The organism is Streptococcus bouchesdurhonensis (assembly GCF_948472335.1).
Genome location: NZ_CAOKTW010000001.1, coordinates 226,889 through 245,246, shown reverse-complemented (window position 1 = coordinate 245,246; position 18,358 = coordinate 226,889). Strand labels below are relative to the sequence as shown.

Sequence of the window (18,358 nt, the reverse complement as noted above, 5' to 3'; positions counted from 1 at the left end):
ATCTAGCAATAAAAAATATATAATGAAAGCGAAAACAAAGATACATGCCGAAAGGAGTTTCTCATGAAAAAAATTATAAATGAACCGACACAAGTTGTTGATGAAATGTTGCAGGGATTGTCATTCATGCATGATGACTTGGTAGAACGCTTAGATGGTTTTGATGTCATCGTTAGAAAGGCAGAAAAGACAGGAAAAGTTGGACTCATTTCAGGTGGAGGTTCAGGACATGAACCAAGTCATGCTGGATTTGTAGGAGATGGAATGTTGTCTGCTGCCATTTGTGGAGCAGTCTTCACTTCACCTACTCCGGACCAAATTTTAGAAGCCATCAAGGCGGCTGATGAAGGTGCTGGAGTTTTCATGGTCATCAAGAACTATTCTGGGGACATCATGAATTTTGAAATTGCACAAGAACTTGCTGAAATGGAAGGTATTGATGTAGCAAGTGTTGTGGTTGATGATGATATCGCTGTTGAAAATAGTCTCTATACCCAAGGCCGTCGAGGTGTTGCAGGTACTATATTAGTCCATAAAATTTTGGGTGATGCGGCTCGTTCTGGTAAATCATTAGCTGAAATGAAGGACTTGGCCGACAAACTTGTCTTAGAAATTAAAACAATTGGCTTAGCTCTATCTGGCGCTACTGTTCCAGAAGTTGGGAAACCAGGTTTTGTTCTAGAAGATGATGAATTTGAATATGGAGTTGGTATTCACGGTGAGCCAGGATATAAAAAAGAGAAAATGCAACCTTCAGCACAATTGGCCTCAGAATTGGTTGAAAAACTATCTGAAGGTTTCCAACTTAAGGCTGGTGAACGCTATGGCCTTCTCATCAATGGTTTAGGAAGCACTCCTCTTATGGAACAATACGTATTTGCAAATGATGTGGCTAAATTACTCCATGAAAAAGGTGTTGAGTTGGCATTTAAGAAAATTGGAAACTATATGACCTCAATTGATATGGCTGGCTTGTCATTAACATTGATTCGATTGGCAGATGATGAGTGGTTGGATGCTCTAAATGCACCTGTTACTACCCCAGCTTGGTAAAACTCAAGGAGGAAATGTCAAATGAATGCTGAACAAGCACTTGAATGGATGAAGCTTTTTAATGAAAAGATTCAAGAACAGAAAGATTACCTTAGTGAGCTAGACACTCCTATAGGAGATGGTGACCACGGTGGAAATATGGCACGTGGCATGGCTGCAGTTATGGAAAACTTAGAAGGAAAGCAATTTGAGACAAGTAGTGATGTTTTTAAACTTGTGTCAATGCAACTACTGAGTAAGGTAGGCGGTGCTTCTGGTCCCTTGTATGGCTCTGCTTTTATGGGCATGGCCAAGGCTGATTCAAATTCGAAAATAGAGGAAATCTTACAAAGCGGTTTGGATATGATTGTCAAACGTGGGAAAGCAGAAGTTGGAGAAAAGACAATGGTTGATGTTTGGACTCCTGTTATTGCTGCTTTGTCTGCAGGCCAATTGACTCAAGAGGTTATTGATAAGCTAGTGAATGCTACCAAAGATTTACTTGCAACTAAAGGAAGGGCATCTTATGTAGGAGAACGTTCTCTTGGACATATTGATCCTGGATCATTTTCATCAGGATTACTCTTTACTGCTCTTTTAGAAACTGGGGTGGTTTAATGGGAAGTATTGGTCTTGTTATCGTTTCACATTCTAAACACATTGCACAAGGTGTCGTTGAACTGATTAGTGAAGTAGCTAAAGATATTCCGATTACTTATGTAGGAGGAACCGAAGATGGAGGAATTGGAACGAGTTTTGATCAAGTAGATAGGGTTGTTTCCGAAAATCCAGCAGATACTTTATTAGCTTTTTTTGACCTAGGTTCTGCTAAAATGAACTTAGAAATGGTGGCTGATTTCAGTGATAAAAGTATCATGATCAATAGGGTTCCAATTGTAGAAGGTGCCTATACTGCAGCTGCTCTTCTTCAGGCTGGTGCAGAACTGTCAGTTATTCAAACACAGTTGTCGGAGCTTGAAATCAATAAATAAGGAATCATCCTATCATTTCTTTTATAGGTGAGTTATTGATTATCTCAACTATCAAATTTTAAGTAAATAATTTCAAAATCAGAAAGGGATTGCTTTATGCAGTTCCTTTTTAATGTAAAAGGAGTGGAATCATAGCGTTTCTAAATTGTTAATACTCTTCGAAAATCAAATTCAAACCACGTCAACGTCGCCTTGCCGTACTCAAGTACAGCCTGCGGCTAGTTTCCTAGTTTGCTCTTTGATTTTCATTGAGTATAATAATTCAAAACTGATTGTGATGGGACTATTCTAGCTTTAGAATCCTTCAAAAATTAAAATTTAAGGCAATCAATGTTTTAGAAGAGTGCGAAAACATTTAGTTTATAGGAATTCTAGATCTAGAATTGCATAGATATTTATGAAGTTAGAGTATTCGATAGTTAGGATTGTTCTATTCTGAAAGATTTGAGCTGTCAATTGTATAGGATAGTATTATTCTATGTTAGATTCCAGTAAAAATGATTGGATAAATAATATTAAAGAAAAATCAAAATCATAATTTTGTTTAATATGGTATAATATTTCTAATAATTTAAACATAATGAGGTAGTAATTTATGGATGAAGTTTTATTTTTTGGAGAAGATGACTTCGATATTCTTGATATTGATGGCTATGAACTAAAACCCTCAGCATTTTTTAATAAGTTACCAGAAATAGCCAAACCTTTAGTCAAAAATGCTAATAAAATCTTATCTGAAGTAGAAAAAATGTTATATTCTGCTCCAGCCTTTATCAATGTTGTCCAATCTAGTATACCTGAAGAGGTTTTTCAGGCAATTCTTTCTCCAGAACAACGGGAAGCAATTGCTCAAGGAGTGTTAAAATTAATGACCAAGAAAGATGGCTCTCTCTTGGCGGTATTAGTAGATACTAATACTAATAAAGTCATTGGAAATGTACCATTGAAATCTGTTAAATTGACACCAGAATTAAATAAAGCGTTAGCTGATTATTCGTCACAAATTCAAATGGCTCAGATTGCAGAGGAGATTCAAAATGTACAATATGCTATTGAGGACGTCAGAAAAGGACAGGAGTCAGATAGACTTGCAATAGCCTATAGTTGTCAACAGAAACTCTTGCAAGCTAGAGAGATATCAGATCCAAATATTAGAACAATGATGTTACTGCAAGTTATTTCAGATGCAGAAGATAGTAGAAATCTCTTAATGCTTAGTCAAAAATCAAATGTAAATTTTATCAAAGAACAACCAGATTCTACTTGGGGTAAGTTATTAAAAGGGGATAAACCAGATAAAATTGAAGCTCGTATGAATGAGATTCGAGATGGATTAGCAGCTGTAAATATCGTTTCACTATCAGCAGCAATAGCTTATAATGAGTTGGGCGAGAAAAAAGCTGCTCAAAAAAGTTTGGATTACTTTGGGAAATTTATTAACGAAACTTATCTCAGTTCTCAGCAATTAGTAGAGAGACTTGATTTACTTGATCCTTCTCCTACAAATTACTGGACAAAAGAATTGCCAAAAATTGAAACTTCTATAATGAAATTGCCAAATAAAACAGATTCTATTGAGACAGAGGTGCTAGAATGAAAGAAATAAAAAAATGTAAGACATGTACTAGGGATTTACCATCAAGTTATAAGCACAATAAGTGCGAATCGTGTAGAAACAAAAAAATAGATGAAGCAAAAAAGATACTTAAAGTTGTTGGACAAGTTGGAAGTGTAGTTACTCCAGTTGTAGTTGGTATGTTGATGAATAAAACTAAGAAAAAGAAGAAATAAACTAATCTATTAAGTACCTAGAAAGGAAAACCTCAAATTGTCCTACAAATTTCTACTCTTCGACCTCGACCACACCTTACTTGATTTTGATGCTGCTGAGGATGTGGCTTTGACGCAACTTCTAAAAGAAGAAGGAGTTGCAGATATTCAGGCTTATAAAGACTATTATGTTCCTATGAACAAGGCTCTCTGGAAGGACTTGGAGCAAAAGAAAATCAGTAAACAAGAGCTGGTTAACACGCGCTTTTCTCGTTTATTTTCTCATTTTGAACAGGAAAAAGATGGTAGTTTTCTAGCCCAGCGTTACCAATTTTACCTCGCACAACAGGGACAAACGATTTCAGGTGCTCATGAACTTTTAGATAGCCTCATCGAGCGTGATTATGACTTATATGCTGCGACAAATGGGATTACTGCTATTCAGACGGGACGTTTGGCTCAATCTGGTCTGGCACCTTATTTCAATCAAGTCTTTATCTCTGAACAGCTGCAAACACAAAAGCCGGATGCTCTTTTTTATGAAAAAATTGGTCAACAGATTGCAGGTTTTAGCAAAGAAAAGACGCTGATGATTGGAGACTCTCTAACCGCCGACATTCAAGGTGGCAATAATGCTGGGATTGATACTATTTGGTACAATCCCCATCATCTGGAAAATAAGACACAAGCCCAGCCAACCTACGAAGTCCATTCTTACCAAGACTTGCTGGATTGTTTAGATAAACTGTAAAAAGTGGTTTAGATAGCCACTTTTTGCTATAATAGAGGCAGTAAAAACGAAGGAGTCGGCTATGGAACATTCGTCTTGGCATGCTTTGATTAAGGAGCAATTACCTGAGGGTTATTTCGGGAAAATCAATCAGTTTATGAATCAGGTCTATGCTCAGGGGACTATTTATCCACCCAAGGAAAAGGTTTTTCAGGCTCTCTTGACAACACCGCTTGAAGAAGTTAAGGTGGTGATTCTAGGGCAAGATCCCTATCACGGGCCAGGTCAAGCGCAGGGCTTGAGTTTTTCTGTACCGGAATCTATCCCAGCTCCACCATCCTTGCAAAATATCTTGAAAGAATTGTCAGATGATATCGGGGTTAAGAAATCTCATGATTTGACAGCTTGGGCTGAGCAAGGAGTCTTACTTCTTAATGCTTGTTTGACAGTTCCGGCTGGACGGGCTAATGGTCATGCTGGGCAGATATGGGAGCCTTTTACGGATGCTGTGATTCAGGTGGTCAATCATCTAGATAGACAAGTCGTTTTTGTACTCTGGGGAGCTTATGCATGCAAGAAGAAGGCCTTAGTTACCAATCCTCATCACTTGATTATCGAATCAGCCCATCCCAGTCCTTTGTCAGTTTATAGAGGATTTTGGGGTTCCAAGCCTTTTTCCAAGGCCAATGCATTCTTAAAAGAAACAGGACAAGAGCCAATCGATTGGCTTAGATAAGGAGAAAATATGCCTCAGTTAGCGACGATTTGCTACATTGATAACGGGAAAGAACTACTCATGCTTCATCGTAATAAGAAGCCAAATGATGTCCATGAAGGAAAATGGATTGGTGTGGGTGGTAAGCTAGAGCGAGGAGAGACGCCTCAGGAATGCGCGGCGCGTGAAATCCTTGAGGAAACAGGGCTCAAAGCCAAGCCAGTTCTAAAAGGTGTTATCACTTTTCCTGAATTTACACCAGATTTAGACTGGTACACCTATGTTTTTAAGGTGACGGAGTTTGAGGGCGACTTGATTGACTGCAACGAGGGAACGCTAGAATGGGTTCCCTATGATGAAGTTCTGAGCAAGCCCACTTGGGAAGGTGACCATACCTTTGTTAAGTGGCTTTTAGAGGATAAACCCTTCTTTTCAGCCAAGTTTGTTTATGATGGGGATAAATTGTTGGATACCCAAGTTGATTTCTATGAATAAAGGAGAAAGCAGATGCTACTAATCAAAAACGGTCGTGTAATGGATCCCAAGTCTGGTTTGGATCAAGTGTGCGATGTCTTAGTCCAAGATGGGAAAATTGTCAAAATTGCGCCTGAGATTAAAGAAGAAGGAGCAGAGATAATTGATGCTACTGGTCTTGTAGTTGCTCCTGGCTTGGTCGATATTCATGTTCATTTCCGTGAACCTGGTCAAACACATAAAGAAGACATTCATACCGGTGCCCTAGCAGCCGCTGCAGGTGGTTTTACAACTGTTGTCATGATGGCTAATACTAGTCCAACCATTTCAGACGTTGAGACTTTGAAAGAAGTTCTTCAATCTGCTGCCAAGGAAAAAATCAATGTTAAGACGGTTGCGACCATTACTAAGAATTTTAATGGGCAAGATTTGACTGACTTTAAAGCACTTTTAGAAGCTGGAGCTGTTGGTTTCTCAGACGACGGTATCCCGCTTGAAAGTAGTAAAGTTGTTAAGGAAGCCATGGAGGAAGCTAAAAAGCTTAATACCTTTATTAGTCTTCATGAGGAAGATCCAGGTTTGAACGGTATTCTTGGCTTTAATGAAAATATCGCTAAAGATCATTTCCATATCTGTGGTGCAACTGGGGTAGCTGAGTATGCTATGATGGCGCGTGATGTCATGATTGCCTATGCAACTAAGGCCCATGTTCACATCCAGCATTTGTCTAAGGAAGAAAGTGTTAAAGTAGTTGAGTTTGCTCAGGGGCTAGGTGCACAAGTCACAGCAGAAGTAGCGCCACAGCATTTTTCTAAGACCGAAGCGCTCCTTTTGACACAAGGAAGCAATGCTAAGATGAATCCGCCACTTCGTTTGGAATCAGACCGTCGTGCCGTTATCGAAGGTCTCAAGTCAGGTGTTATCACAGTTATCGCAACTGATCACGCGCCTCACCATGCGGATGAAAAAAATGTCGAGGATATTACCAAAGCGCCATCTGGTATGACTGGTTTGGAAACATCTCTTTCTCTCGGTTTAACTTATTTGGTAGAAGCTGGGGAATTGACCTTGATGGAATTGCTTGAAAAGATGACCTACAACCCAGCCAAACTTTACAACTTTGAAGCAGGTTACTTGGCTGAGAATGGTCCAGCAGATATCACTATTTTTGATGCTAAGGCTGACCGCCTTGTGGACTCCCATTTTGCTTCGAAAGCAGCTAATTCACCATTCATCGGTGAAACCTTAAAAGGGCAGGTTAAATATACCATCTGTAAGGGACAAATCGTCTATCAAAACTAGGTGGGAGTCTGCTCTGTAAATAAAAAGAATAGAGAGCCTATATGTACCAAACCCATCATTTCAAAGACAAGTTTATCTTATTTTTAAAGATATTTTTCCCTATCCTGATTTATCAATTTGCCAATTATTCTGCTTCCTTTGTTGATACGACTATGACAGGTCAATACAGCACTATGGACTTGGCTGGTGTGTCTATGGCAACCAGTATCTGGAATCCTTTCTTTACCTTCCTGACAGGGATTGTGTCAGCCTTGGTGCCCATCATTGGTCACCATCTTGGTCGAGGGAAAAAGGAAGAGGTTGCGTCCGATTTTTACCAGTTCATTTATCTTGCCTTGGGTCTATCTGTGGTCTTACTGGGACTGGTACTTTTCTTGGCACCACCTGTTTTGAATCACATTGGGTTAGAAGCGCCAGTAGCAGCAGTAGCAGTTCGCTATCTTTGGTTTTTATCTATCGGGATTATCCCCTTGTTGCTTTTTAGTGTTATTCGCTCCTTGCTGGATTCGCTAGGGTTGACCAAACTGTCTATGTATCTCATGCTTTTGTTACTCCCTCTCAATAGCGGATTTAACTATCTCTTGATTTACGGTGCCTTTGAAGTTCCAGAGCTGGGAGGGGCTGGTGCTGGTTTAGGTACTTCCTTGGCTTATTGGGTCTTGCTGGGAATTTCTGTTCTGGTTTTATTTAAACAGGAGAAGCTCAAAGCCTTACACCTTGAGAAACGAATTCCGCTTAATATGGATAAAATCAAGGAAGGAGTTCGCTTAGGTCTGCCTATTGGGGGAACTGTCTTTGCGGAAGTGGCTATCTTTTCCGTTGTTGGCTTGATTATGGCTAAGTTCTCGTCCTTGATTATCGCTAGTCACCAGTCAGCCATGAACTTTTCAAGTCTTATGTACGCCTTCCCTATGAGTATTTCATCGGCTATGGCTATTGTTGTTTCCTATGAAGTGGGAGCCAAGCGATTTGATGATGCGAAAACCTATATTGGTCTAGGAAGATGGATAGCTCTTGTTTTTGCGGCCTTCACCTTAACCTTCCTTTACATTTTTAGAGAAAATGTGGCCAGTCTTTATGGTAACGACCCAGAATTCATCGATTTGACAGCGCGCTTTTTAACTTATAGTCTTTTTTTTCAGTTAGCAGATACCTTTGCGGCACCGCTTCAGGGAATTTTGCGGGGTTATAAGGATACAGTTATTCCTTTTTATCTTGGTTTGGTTGGTTATTGGGGTGTAGCAATACCAGTAGCTATGGTATTTGATTCCCTGACAGATTTTGGAGCTTATTCTTACTGGATCGGTTTGATTATTAGTCTAATTGTGAGTGGGGCGCTCTACCGTTGGCGTTTAACTGTGATTATGAAGAGATTTGAATCTTTAGAAAAATCTAAACGATAAAAAGTTTGTGAAAAAATATTCTTAATGAGAAAATCCCTTATTCCTATTGGGTTTTCTTTTTTTATTTGTGAAATTTTCTTTAGAAAAACTTTGACAGTATTTGCTAAAAACGGTAAAATAGTAAGGTAAGAAGAAACTTAGAAAGGCAAGAAGATGTCAACTTTAGATAAAAATCTTTTGCTAGAGATGTTCCGAAAGATGGAAGAAATCCGTCGTATGGACTTAAAAATTGCGCAATTAGTAAAGAAAGGGAAAGTGCCAGGAATGACGCACTTTTCTGTTGGAGAAGAGGCAGCTAACGTGGGTGCTATGTTGGCTCTCAATCCAGATGATCTGATTACCTCAAACCACCGTGGTCATGGACAAGCTATTGCCAAAGGGATTGACCTCAACGGAATGATGGCTGAAATCCTTGGAAAATACACTGGAACCTGTAAAGGTAAAGGTGGATCTATGCATATCGCAGACCTTGATGCTGGTAACCTTGGTGCAAATGGTATCGTAGGTGGTGGTATGGGAATCGCTGTTGGTGCAGCTCTCAGTCAGCAAATGCAAAATACTGGAAAAATCGTCGTTTGCTTCTTTGGAGATGGTGCGACCAACGAAGGTGTTTTCCACGAAGCAGTGAACATGGCTTCTATCTGGAACCTGCCAGTCATTTTCTATTGCATTAACAACGGTTACGGTATCTCTGCGGATATCAAGAAAATGACCAATGTAGAACATATCCATCAACGTAGCGCTGCTTATGGAATTCCTGGAATGTTCATCGAAGATGGAAACAATGTCATCGACGTCTACGAAGGGTTCAAGAAAGCCGTAGATCATGTTCGTGGTGGTAATGGTCCAGTCTTGATTGAAAGTGTAACTTACCGCTGGCTTGGTCACTCATCATCTGATCCTGGTAAATATCGTACGCGTGAAGAAGTGGAGTTGTGGAAACAAAAAGATCCAATCGAAAACCTCCGCAATTACCTTATTGAAAATAACATTGCAAGTGCCGAAGAATTGGAAGAAATCCAAGCGCAAGTCAAGGAAGCAGTAGAAGCTTCTGTTAAATTTGCAGAGGAAAGTCCATTCCCACCGCTTGAATCAGCATTTGAAGATATTTACGCAGACTAAGGAGAAAGAGATAAAATGGAAACAAAAACAATGTCCTTCCGTGACACCATTATCCTTGCTATGTCTGAGGAAATGCGTCGCGATGAAAATGTATTCTTGATGGGAGAAGATGTCGGTGTCTTCGGAGGAGACTTCGGAACTTCTGTCGGAATGCTTGAAGAATTTGGTCCAGAACGTGTCCGTGACTGTCCGATTTCTGAAGCCGCCATCTCGGGAGCAGCAGCAGGAGCAGCCATGACAGGACTTCGTCCAATCGTTGATATGACCTTTATGGACTTCTCGGTCATTGCCATGGACAATATCGTCAACCAAGCTGCTAAAACACGTTATATGTTTGGTGGTAAAGGTCAGGTTCCAATGACAGTCCGTTGTGCAGCAGGTAACGGAGTTGGATCTGCAGCCCAGCACTCGCAATCTCTAGAGTCTTGGTTTACTCATATTCCTGGACTTAAGGTTGTGGCACCAGGTACGCCTGCGGACATGAAAGGACTGCTTAAGTCTTCTATCCGTGATAACAACCCAGTTATTATACTTGAGTACAAGTCAGAATTTAACCAAAAAGGGGAAGTACCAGTTGATCCAGACTACACGATTCCACTTGGAGTCGGTGAAATTAAACGTGAAGGTACGGATGTAACAGTTGTTACTTATGGAAAAATGCTTCGCCGTGTGGTTCAAGCTGCTGAAGAATTAGCAGAAGAAGGAATTTCTGTTGAGATTGTTGACCCACGTACCCTTGTTCCGCTTGATAAGGATATTATCATTAACTCAGTTAAGAAGACTGGTAAAGTTGTTCTGGTAAACGATGCCCACAAAACAAGCGGCTATATCGGAGAGATTTCAGCTATTATTTCAGAGTCAGAAGCATTTGACTATCTAGATGCACCAATCCGCCGTTGTGCAGGAGAAGATGTGCCGATGCCTTACGCACAAAACCTAGAAAATGCAATGATTCCAACAGTTGAAAGCATCAAAGATGCCATCCGTAAAACCTATAACAAAGAATAGAATTACATAATATAAATTATGTAAAAAATTGAGCTTTTAACTTTTGTAATTTGAGATACGTGTTGTATCCAAGTGATTTAAAGAGTTGCGACATGAGTGAGTCGAATCGATAATATTCGACGAATGAATTAGTAAGTCTACTAGGTTGACCGCCTAATAGCGGCAACCGTAGCAACTTGAGATACGTGTTGTATCCAAGTTGCTTGTAGAGTTGAACACGGGCTAAAAGCTCGGAAAAAAGATAAATCTCCTTGGCTTCATCGAATCCATCGTCGATTTCCTATTTTTCAGTCGCTTTTAACGCCCTTAGTATCATTTAATTGAATTCGGACGGAGGTCTTCGAAAAAAAGATAGATTTCCTTGTGTTCATCGAACACATCGTCAATCTCCTATTTTTTCATTGCCCTCTTCGTCCTTAATATCTTAGTATAGAATTGGAGAGGTCATGGCTGATGACAAGCTAAGAGCGACTCCTGCAGCTAGAAAGTTAGCGGATGATTTAGGGATCAACCTCTACGACGTTTCTGGCTCAGGTGCAAACGGTCGTGTCCACAAAGAAGACGTGGAAACTTATAAAGACACAAACGTGGTTCGCATTTCGCCACTTGCAAAACGAATTGCCCTCGAACATAATATTGCTTGGCAGGAAATCCAAGGAACCGGTCATCGTGGTAAAATCATGAAGAAGGATGTTTTGGCCTTGCTTCCTGAAAATATCGAAAACGATACCATCAAGTCTCCTGCTCAGATTGAAAAAGTGGAAGAAGTTCCTGATAACGTAACACCATACGGTGAAATCGAGCGTATTCCAATGACACCAATGCGTAAGGTTATTGCCCAACGTATGGTTGAATCTTACTTAACTGCGCCAACCTTCACCCTCAACTATGAAGTTGATATGACTGAAATGTTGGCTCTTCGTAAGAAGGTTCTTGAGCCAATCATGGAAGCAACTGGGAAGAAGACTACTGTAACAGACCTTCTTTCACTTGCAGTTGTTAAGACTCTTATGAAACACCCATACATCAACGCTTCATTGACAGAAGATGGCAAGACCATTATCACTCACAACTATGTCAATCTTGCCATGGCAGTTGGGATGGATAATGGATTGATGACACCTGTTGTTTACAATGCTGAGAAGATGAGTCTTTCAGAACTAGTTGTAGCCTTCAAGGATGTCATCGGTCGTACCTTGGATGGTAAATTGGCTCCAAGTGAACTGCAAAATTCAACCTTCACAATCAGTAATTTGGGAATGTTTGGTGTTCAGTCCTTTGGTCCTATCATTAACCAACCAAACTCAGCTATCCTTGGTGTGAGTTCGACAATCGAGAAGCCAGTTGTAGTCAATGGTGAAATTGTGATTCGCCCAATCATGAGCCTTGGTTTAACAATTGACCACCGTGTCGTAGATGGTATGGCTGGTGCTAAGTTTATGAAAGACTTGAAAGAATTGATTGAAAATCCAATCTCAATGTTGATTTAAGTACAAGAGTATTCATTTTTAAGATATAGATAAAGGAAGGAAGACATGGCCTTAGAAGTAATTATGCCAAAAGCCGGCGTGGATATGACAGAAGGACAAATCGTCCAATGGAATAAAAAAGTCGGAGAATTTGTAAAAGAAGGAGAAATCCTTTTGGAAATCATGACTGATAAAGTCAGCATGGAATTGGAAGCCGAAGAAGATGGGTACTTGATTGCTATTCTCAAAGGAGACGGTGAAACTGTCCCTGTAACGGAAGTTATCGGTTACCTTGGCGAAGAAGGGGAAAATATCCCAACAGCTGGAGCAGCAGCGCCAGAAGCTAGCCCTGTACCTACAGCAAGTGCTTCAAACGATGATGGTAAGAGCGATGATGCTTTTGATATCGTTGTGATTGGTGGAGGTCCTGCTGGTTATGTTGCAGCCATTAAAGCTGCCCAACTCGGTGGGAAGGTTGCCCTTGTTGAGAAATCTGAACTCGGTGGAACCTGCTTGAACCGTGGATGTATCCCAACTAAAACCTACCTACATAACGCTGAAATTATTGAAAATATCGGTCATGCTGCAAATCGTGGTATTGTGATTGAAAATCCTAACTTCACTGTTGATATGGACAAACTCCTTGAAACCAAGTCTAAGGTAGTCAATACTTTGGTTGGTGGAGTTGCTGGTCTTCTTCGTAGCTACGGAGTTACTGTTCATAAAGGAATTGGTACCATTACTAAAGACAAGAACGTCTTGGTAAATGGCTCTGAATTACTTGAAACCAAGAAAATCATCCTTGCTGGTGGTTCAAAAGTCAGCAAGATCAACATCCCTGGTATGGAATCTCCACTTGTCATGACCAGCGACGACATCCTTGAAATGAACGAAGTTCCAGAAAGCCTTGTTATCATTGGTGGTGGTGTTGTCGGTATCGAACTCGGTCAGGCTTTCATGACATTTGGTTCAAAAGTAACTGTCATCGAAATGATGGACCGTATCGTCCCAGCTATGGACGCTGAAGTTTCTAAGAACCTTCGCTTGATTCTTGAGCGTAAAGGAATGACCATCTTGACTGACACTAAACTGCAAGAAATCATTGAGGAAAATGGTCAACTTCGTATCAAGGTTGAAGGAAAAGACGATATCATTGCAAATAAAGCTCTTCTTTCAATCGGTCGTGTGCCAGACCTTGAAGGTATTGGAGAGGTTGAGTTTGAATTGGATCGTGGTCGTATCAAGGTCAACGAATACATGGAAACTTCTGTTCCAGGTATCTACGCACCAGGTGATATTAATGGTACTAAGATGTTGGCTCACGCAGCTTTCCGTATGGGTGAAGTTGCCGCTGAAAATGCCCTTAAAGGAAATCATGCTGTTGCCAAATTGAATTTGACTCCTGCAGCTATCTACACTCTTCCTGAAGTAGCAGCAGTAGGTTTGACAGAAGAACAAGCCCGTGAGAAATACGATGTAGCCATCGGTAAGTTCAACTTTGCTGCTAACGGTCGTGCTATTGCATCGGATGCAGCTCAAGGTTTCGTTAAAGTTATTGCGGATAAGAAATACGGAGAAATCCTTGGTGTTCATATCATCGGTCCTGCAGCTGCAGAATTGATCAATGAAGCATCGAGCATTATCGAAATGGAAATTACTGTTGAAGAAATGCTGAAGACTATCCACGGACACCCAACCTACTCTGAAGTGATGTACGAAGCATTTGCGGATGTTTTAGGAATGGCCATCCATTCACCTAAGAAAAAATAAAAGAAAGATAGATTAGACTGGAAAGGTGTTTTCCAGTCTCTATCGTATAAAGGGATATCATGAAATACATTATCAATCATTCAAACGACACTGCCTTTAATATTGCCTTGGAAGAATACGCCTTTAAACACCTTTTGGATGAGGATCAAATTTTCCTACTTTGGATTAACAAGCCATCTATCATTGTTGGTCGTCACCAGAATACCATCGAAGAAATCAACCGTGATTATGTTCGCGAAAATGGCATCGAGGTAGTTCGCCGTATCAGCGGTGGTGGAGCTGTTTACCACGATTTAAATAACCTCAACTACACGATCATCTCAAAAGAAGATGAAAACAAAGCTTTTGACTTCAAGAGTTTTTCAACTCCAGTTATCAATACTTTGGCTCAACTTGGGGTTAAAGCTGAGTTCACAGGCCGTAATGACCTTGAGATTGATGGAAAGAAATTCTGTGGCAATGCTCAAGCCTATATCAACGGTCGTATCATGCACCATGGTTGCTTGCTCTTTGACGTTGATTTATCAGTCCTAGCAAATGCCCTTAAGGTTTCAAAAGATAAATTTGAATCAAAAGGTGTGAAATCCGTCCGCGCCCGTGTAACCAATATTGTCAATGAATTGCCAGAAAAAATCACAGTCGAAGAATTCCGTGATTTACTCTTGGAATACATGAAAAAAGAGTATCCTGAAATGACAGAATACGTTTTTTCTGAGGAAGAATTGGCTGAAATCAATCGCATCAAGGATACCAAGTTTGGAACTTGGGACTGGAACTATGGTAAATCACCTGAATTTAACGTCCGTCGTGGAACAAAATTCACTAGTGGTAAGGTGGAAGTCTTTGCTAATGTTCTCGAATCAAAAATCCAAGACATCAAGATTTACGGTGACTTCTTTGGTATTGAAGATGTTGCTGCAGTAGAAGATGTCCTTCGTGGGGTGAAATACGAACGCGAAGATGTCCTTAAGGCGTTAGAAACCATTGATATCACACGCTATTTCGCTGGTATTAGCCGTGAAGAAATCGCTGAAGCGGTAGTTGGATAAATCAAAAAGAAGTTGGTTGTAGGACCAGCTTCTTTTTTAAAAACCATATATTACATAATTTATTTTATGTATTTTATAAACTGTCTAGAGCATTCTTTTGTTCATCATTAACGATATGGGTATAGAGGTCAGTGACTTGTGTGCTGGCATGTCCTAGCTGGTGACTGACCAAAACTTGCGATTTAGTGGCATCATAGAGCCTGGTTGCTAGGGTATGTCGTAGTTTATGGGGTGTTACACGGACTTTGAAGTCCTCAGAGTACTTAGCAACCATTTTCTCAACGCTGGAAGCATCGATACGATTAGGAACTCCTCTGTAGAGAGTCAAAAAAAGGGCTGTATCTGTTTTTTCCGTCTTATAGCGTTGATTTCGAATGGCCAAATAATTCTCTAAATAAGGCTTAGCAAAGGCAGCGACATTGACCGAGTCACGTTTACCCCCTTTTCGAGTGACATCAATAACCATCATTTTGAGATTGAGATCTCTTAGATCCAGATTAACAGCTTCAGATAAGCGGACACCAGACGCCAATAGAAGGGCAATAATGGCCAAATCACGTTCTTTATTTTTGTTGAATGATGAGAGAGCGCGATTTGAAAGTTGTTGTGGATACTCTTGGTCAATATAAGTTAGGAAACCTTCTGTTTCATCACCTAAAAAGAGTTTTTGCTTGATGTTTTCAGCTCTGGCAGCAAGCGTTTCTTTCTTTTTTTTTGTTGAAACTTTCTTCATTACATTACGATAGAAATAAGGTTCCCCCTGGTCGTTTTCGACTTCCTCGGTTAGATACTTATAAAGACTGGAAAGAGCTGACAAGGTTCGATTGATAGTTGTTTGTGAGACACCTTGCTTTGTTGTATTAGCATTCAGCAAAGGACGTTCTCGTAGATAAAGGATAAAGGATTCCATGTCTTTCTTAGACATATTTTCCAAGACAGATAAAGGAATATCAGATATTTTATCAGCATTTGAAATACCAGACTCCAAAACCCAGCTGAAAAATCGATCATATTCTTTGAGGTATTCGTACAAGGTTGTAAAGCTGTAGGGAACAGCAAGCTTAGATTGGTAGTATTCCAGAACATACCAGGGCATGATTTGTTTTAGTTTGTCGATTCGTTCCAGTAAAATCTCACGTTTCATGTATTTTCTCCGTAAATAAGTCTACTAGTAGTATAGCATAGACTTATTTATTTTTCAAGAAAATTATAGTTTTTCAGAAAGATGTCATAGAGTTTTTTTAAAAGTGATAAAAAAGACTTAAATCGTCCCAATTACTAAAAAAATTTTTTTGAACAAAAATAGCTAAAAATGTACGTTATCAAAGTAAAAACTGAAATTTTTCAAATGTTCATTTTAGTTTAGTGAAAATGTACTTTATCTTGCCTTAAAATAAAGTACATTTCAATTATAAAGTACAATTTTTAGAGAGTGTACTTTACGTCTTAAACCCAGTTGTATCAAGGGCTTATCCACTGTTTAGGAAAAAGTACAAAATTTTCCAGTTTTTGCGTAAAATGGATTTAAATCTTTGCAGTTTCATTGTGAATCATTATCTAGTGCTTTTTCTAGTTTCCAAATACTAAACCAGAATGAAATAGTCAACAGAATAAGGAAAATAAAAAAGAGTTTATCAGTAACGATACTTCTGTTCATTCTACACAACTGAAGAGCTATATAAGGAGCTATGAGATACAAAATGCATTGTATGATTGCTATCGTTTTCTTTTTCATGATTTTAATCTTACTGTGCAGGTTTGATACAGTAAACTCCTTTCTAGCTTTGTGCATCATCATTTCTAACTTGATTATAGTCTTATTTTTACCAAAGCTCAATTATTTGTATGTGAAATATCTTATCTGTAAAAAATAACCGATCTCATTGCTGAGAATCGGTTTTCTAATATATTTAATTAAGAGTTTATTTTTACATAACACAAATTATGTAAAAACTCCTACAACAACAAATCTTTGACTTTCCCAATTTCACTTTTTGGAATAACTAGGTGAATCATATCTCCGAGATACATTCTGGTTGAGCCGTTAACTGTTTGGCTCTTACCATTATGTACTTGGGTGGTGATGAGTACGTTATGTGGCAAGTTGAGTTCGTGTACTTGTTTTCCTGCTATTTTATCTGAAACAGGAATTTCAATAAGTGTGACTTCTCCTTCATCTGACGCTTCTTCAGGCAGCATTTTTTCCAACATAGCCTCATAGACTGGCGCACCTTTGAGCAGATCCATGATGATGTAGGCAACTAGGGTTACTAAGCCAAGTGGCATGAGGTTGCGAATATCTCCTACCATCTCAGTTACGAGTATCATAGCAGTTAAGGGAGCCTTGGATATTGCTCCAAAATAACCACTCATTCCTAGAATGACAAATATAGGGAATTGCTCTTGACTGACAAGTCCAAGATTGACACAAATAACACCAACTAGGGCTCCAAGCAAGGAACCAAGCGCCAAAATTGGTAGGAAAATTCCTCCTGGAAGGCCACTTCCATAACTAATCATGCTCCAAACAAAGCGAATCAGAAAGTAAGCTAATAGAACTTGAAAACTAAAATCTTGCTCAGTTAAGGAAAGAACCAGCTGATTTCCACCACCAAGGATTTGTGGCAAAAAGATGCCGACTGGTATGATGAGAATAAAGGCAAAGATTGGATAATATGCTCTATCCAAACGGACTTTTTGACCAAGCCAATCATAAACTCTGCCAACATTGAGCACAGCTTTCTCATATAAAAAACCAGATAGTCCAAGAAAAACTCCCATAAGAAGGTAAATCCAATACTGATCCAAGGTCATGAGAGGAATATTGTCTGGCATGTCCAGTACGGGTGTTAGGCCAAATATGAGTAAAGAAACAAAGTTTGCTACGAGACTAGCTGCTAGAGTAGATACCCAAAAAAAGCGTGAAAAATGGTGATAAACTTCTTCTACCACAAAGAGAAGTCCTGCAATCGGTGCATTAAAAGCTGCGGCTAATCCTGCTGCAGCACCACTGGCAATCAGGGAGCGTTCCTCTACTGGACTGGATTTGAGCCATTTGGAAATTCCTTTACCACCTACTGCTCCAAGTTGAATACTGGGTCCCTCTCGCCCCAGCATAAGTCCACTGGCAATAGCAAGAATTCCTAAAATATATTTTTTCCAAAGTACACCCCACCAGTTGAGGGTCATGAGTCCCTTTAATTCGGCTTCAACTTGAGGAATTCCTGAACCTTTGATGTCTTTTTCTGACCGAGTTAATTTCGCACTGAGCCAACAAACTATTAAATAAAATAGACCAATGATAAAAAGATTGCGCACTAGATGCGCTTGATCTTGATAAAGTCCTTGTATCAGGTGGAAACCTTTTTCGATTAAGAAACGAAAGGATCCAACGATAATTCCAACAACGAGACCAACAATGATTCCTCGTCCAACTTGGGATAATATGGTACTCGAGGCAAAGGCAAATTCTTTCTTGGAACTGAGTGTTTCTGACTGTTCCTCCATAATCATTCCTTCTAA

17 protein-coding genes are annotated in these 18,358 nt (G+C 39.6%); 15 read left to right on the top strand and 2 right to left on the bottom strand.

Annotated features, from left to right (window positions below; genetic code table 11):
• Positions 1 to 63 precede the first annotated feature (63 nt).
• The 15 genes from dhaK (at position 64) to lplA (ending at position 14,836) form a co-directional block, all read left to right on the top strand.
• Positions 64 to 1,053, top strand: coding sequence for a dihydroxyacetone kinase subunit DhaK (dhaK, locus tag QMQ21_RS01190; protein WP_033685018.1), 990 nt, complete (start codon positions 64 to 66; stop codon positions 1,051 to 1,053).
• 21 nt (positions 1,054 to 1,074) lie between these two features.
• Positions 1,075 to 1,650 carry a dihydroxyacetone kinase subunit DhaL gene (gene dhaL / locus QMQ21_RS01185; RefSeq protein WP_004254480.1) on the top strand — a complete coding sequence of 192 codons (576 nt, stop codon included), beginning with the start codon at positions 1,075 to 1,077 and terminating at the stop codon, positions 1,648 to 1,650.
• Positions 1,650 to 2,024, top strand: coding sequence for a dihydroxyacetone kinase phosphoryl donor subunit DhaM (gene dhaM / locus QMQ21_RS01180; RefSeq protein ID WP_000534739.1), 375 nt, complete (start codon positions 1,650 to 1,652; stop codon positions 2,022 to 2,024). The genes dhaL and dhaM overlap by 1 nt, the downstream gene beginning before the upstream one ends.
• Before the next feature lie 595 nt (positions 2,025 to 2,619).
• Positions 2,620 to 3,621 carry a hypothetical protein gene (locus tag QMQ21_RS01175; RefSeq protein ID WP_261813764.1) on the top strand — a complete coding sequence of 334 codons (1,002 nt, stop codon included), beginning with the start codon at positions 2,620 to 2,622 and terminating at the stop codon, positions 3,619 to 3,621.
• Positions 3,618 to 3,815: a hypothetical protein gene (locus tag QMQ21_RS01170; RefSeq protein WP_000658758.1), complete on the top strand. Its 198-nt coding sequence runs from the start codon at positions 3,618 to 3,620 to the stop codon at positions 3,813 to 3,815. Before QMQ21_RS01175 ends, QMQ21_RS01170 begins: the two co-directional genes overlap by 4 nt.
• A gap of 37 nt (positions 3,816 to 3,852) precedes the next feature.
• Positions 3,853 to 4,545, top strand: coding sequence for a pyrimidine 5'-nucleotidase PynA (gene pynA / locus QMQ21_RS01165; RefSeq protein WP_261813763.1), 693 nt, complete (start codon positions 3,853 to 3,855; stop codon positions 4,543 to 4,545).
• Between the two features lie 61 nt (positions 4,546 to 4,606).
• Positions 4,607 to 5,260 carry a uracil-DNA glycosylase gene (locus QMQ21_RS01160; protein ID WP_261813762.1) on the top strand — a complete coding sequence of 218 codons (654 nt, stop codon included), beginning with the start codon at positions 4,607 to 4,609 and terminating at the stop codon, positions 5,258 to 5,260.
• A 9-nt stretch (positions 5,261 to 5,269) separates the two neighbouring features.
• Positions 5,270 to 5,734 (top strand): NUDIX hydrolase, encoded by a 465-nt coding sequence (locus QMQ21_RS01155; RefSeq protein ID WP_001135771.1) that lies wholly within the window; start codon positions 5,270 to 5,272, stop codon positions 5,732 to 5,734.
• A 12-nt stretch (positions 5,735 to 5,746) separates the two neighbouring features.
• On the top strand, positions 5,747 to 7,015 hold the full coding sequence (locus tag QMQ21_RS01150; protein ID WP_261813761.1) for a dihydroorotase: 1,269 nt from the start codon (positions 5,747 to 5,749) through the stop codon (positions 7,013 to 7,015).
• Positions 7,016 to 7,056: 41 nt separating this feature from the next.
• The gene (pdrM, locus tag QMQ21_RS01145; protein ID WP_261813760.1) at positions 7,057 to 8,418 is read left to right on the top strand and encodes a sodium-coupled multidrug efflux MATE transporter PdrM; all 1,362 of its coding nucleotides are present in this window, start codon (positions 7,057 to 7,059) and stop codon (positions 8,416 to 8,418) included.
• A gap of 153 nt (positions 8,419 to 8,571) precedes the next feature.
• Positions 8,572 to 9,540 carry a thiamine pyrophosphate-dependent dehydrogenase E1 component subunit alpha gene (locus QMQ21_RS01140; RefSeq protein ID WP_050206875.1) on the top strand — a complete coding sequence of 323 codons (969 nt, stop codon included), beginning with the start codon at positions 8,572 to 8,574 and terminating at the stop codon, positions 9,538 to 9,540.
• Positions 9,541 to 9,555: 15 nt separating this feature from the next.
• Positions 9,556 to 10,548, top strand: a complete 993-nt coding sequence (locus tag QMQ21_RS01135; protein ID WP_000448714.1) for an alpha-ketoacid dehydrogenase subunit beta — start codon at positions 9,556 to 9,558, stop codon at positions 10,546 to 10,548.
• A 446-nt stretch (positions 10,549 to 10,994) separates the two neighbouring features.
• Positions 10,995 to 12,038, top strand: a complete 1,044-nt coding sequence (locus QMQ21_RS01130) for a dihydrolipoamide acetyltransferase (RefSeq protein WP_000752716.1) — start codon at positions 10,995 to 10,997, stop codon at positions 12,036 to 12,038.
• A 45-nt stretch (positions 12,039 to 12,083) separates the two neighbouring features.
• Complete coding sequence (lpdA, locus tag QMQ21_RS01125) at positions 12,084 to 13,787, top strand: dihydrolipoyl dehydrogenase (protein WP_261057348.1); 1,704 nt, start codon at positions 12,084 to 12,086, stop codon at positions 13,785 to 13,787.
• A 59-nt stretch (positions 13,788 to 13,846) separates the two neighbouring features.
• Positions 13,847 to 14,836, top strand: coding sequence for a lipoate--protein ligase (gene lplA, locus QMQ21_RS01120; protein ID WP_033685027.1), 990 nt, complete (start codon positions 13,847 to 13,849; stop codon positions 14,834 to 14,836).
• A 73-nt stretch (positions 14,837 to 14,909) separates the two neighbouring features.
• Here the strand turns inward: lplA and xerS are convergent, their stop codons facing one another.
• Positions 14,910 to 15,980 carry a tyrosine recombinase XerS gene (xerS, locus tag QMQ21_RS01115; RefSeq protein ID WP_261813759.1) on the bottom strand — a complete coding sequence of 357 codons (1,071 nt, stop codon included), beginning with the start codon at positions 15,978 to 15,980 and terminating at the stop codon, positions 14,910 to 14,912.
• Between the two features lie 812 nt (positions 15,981 to 16,792).
• Positions 16,793 to 18,343, bottom strand: coding sequence for a ClC family H(+)/Cl(-) exchange transporter (locus QMQ21_RS01110; RefSeq protein ID WP_261813758.1), 1,551 nt, complete (start codon positions 18,341 to 18,343; stop codon positions 16,793 to 16,795).
• Between the last annotated feature and the right edge of the window lie 15 nt (positions 18,344 to 18,358).

Coding starts and splice junctions, on each gene's coding strand:
- dhaK (WP_033685018.1), top strand. CDS start 64: ATGAAAAAAATTATAAATGAACCGACACAAGTTGTTGATGAAATGTTG.
- QMQ21_RS01110 (WP_261813758.1), bottom strand. CDS start 18,343: ATGGAGGAACAGTCAGAAACACTCAGTTCCAAGAAAGAATTTGCCTTT.
- dhaM (WP_000534739.1), top strand. CDS start 1,650: ATGGGAAGTATTGGTCTTGTTATCGTTTCACATTCTAAACACATTGCA.
- QMQ21_RS01140 (WP_050206875.1), top strand. CDS start 8,572: ATGTCAACTTTAGATAAAAATCTTTTGCTAGAGATGTTCCGAAAGATG.
- lpdA (WP_261057348.1), top strand. CDS start 12,084: ATGGCCTTAGAAGTAATTATGCCAAAAGCCGGCGTGGATATGACAGAA.
- QMQ21_RS01150 (WP_261813761.1), top strand. CDS start 5,747: ATGCTACTAATCAAAAACGGTCGTGTAATGGATCCCAAGTCTGGTTTG.
- QMQ21_RS01170 (WP_000658758.1), top strand. CDS start 3,618: ATGAAAGAAATAAAAAAATGTAAGACATGTACTAGGGATTTACCATCA.
- QMQ21_RS01155 (WP_001135771.1), top strand. CDS start 5,270: ATGCCTCAGTTAGCGACGATTTGCTACATTGATAACGGGAAAGAACTA.
- QMQ21_RS01175 (WP_261813764.1), top strand. CDS start 2,620: ATGGATGAAGTTTTATTTTTTGGAGAAGATGACTTCGATATTCTTGAT.
- pdrM (WP_261813760.1), top strand. CDS start 7,057: ATGTACCAAACCCATCATTTCAAAGACAAGTTTATCTTATTTTTAAAG.
- dhaL (WP_004254480.1), top strand. CDS start 1,075: ATGAATGCTGAACAAGCACTTGAATGGATGAAGCTTTTTAATGAAAAG.
- QMQ21_RS01160 (WP_261813762.1), top strand. CDS start 4,607: ATGGAACATTCGTCTTGGCATGCTTTGATTAAGGAGCAATTACCTGAG.
- QMQ21_RS01135 (WP_000448714.1), top strand. CDS start 9,556: ATGGAAACAAAAACAATGTCCTTCCGTGACACCATTATCCTTGCTATG.
- xerS (WP_261813759.1), bottom strand. CDS start 15,980: ATGAAACGTGAGATTTTACTGGAACGAATCGACAAACTAAAACAAATC.
- QMQ21_RS01130 (WP_000752716.1), top strand. CDS start 10,995: ATGGCTGATGACAAGCTAAGAGCGACTCCTGCAGCTAGAAAGTTAGCG.
- lplA (WP_033685027.1), top strand. CDS start 13,847: ATGAAATACATTATCAATCATTCAAACGACACTGCCTTTAATATTGCC.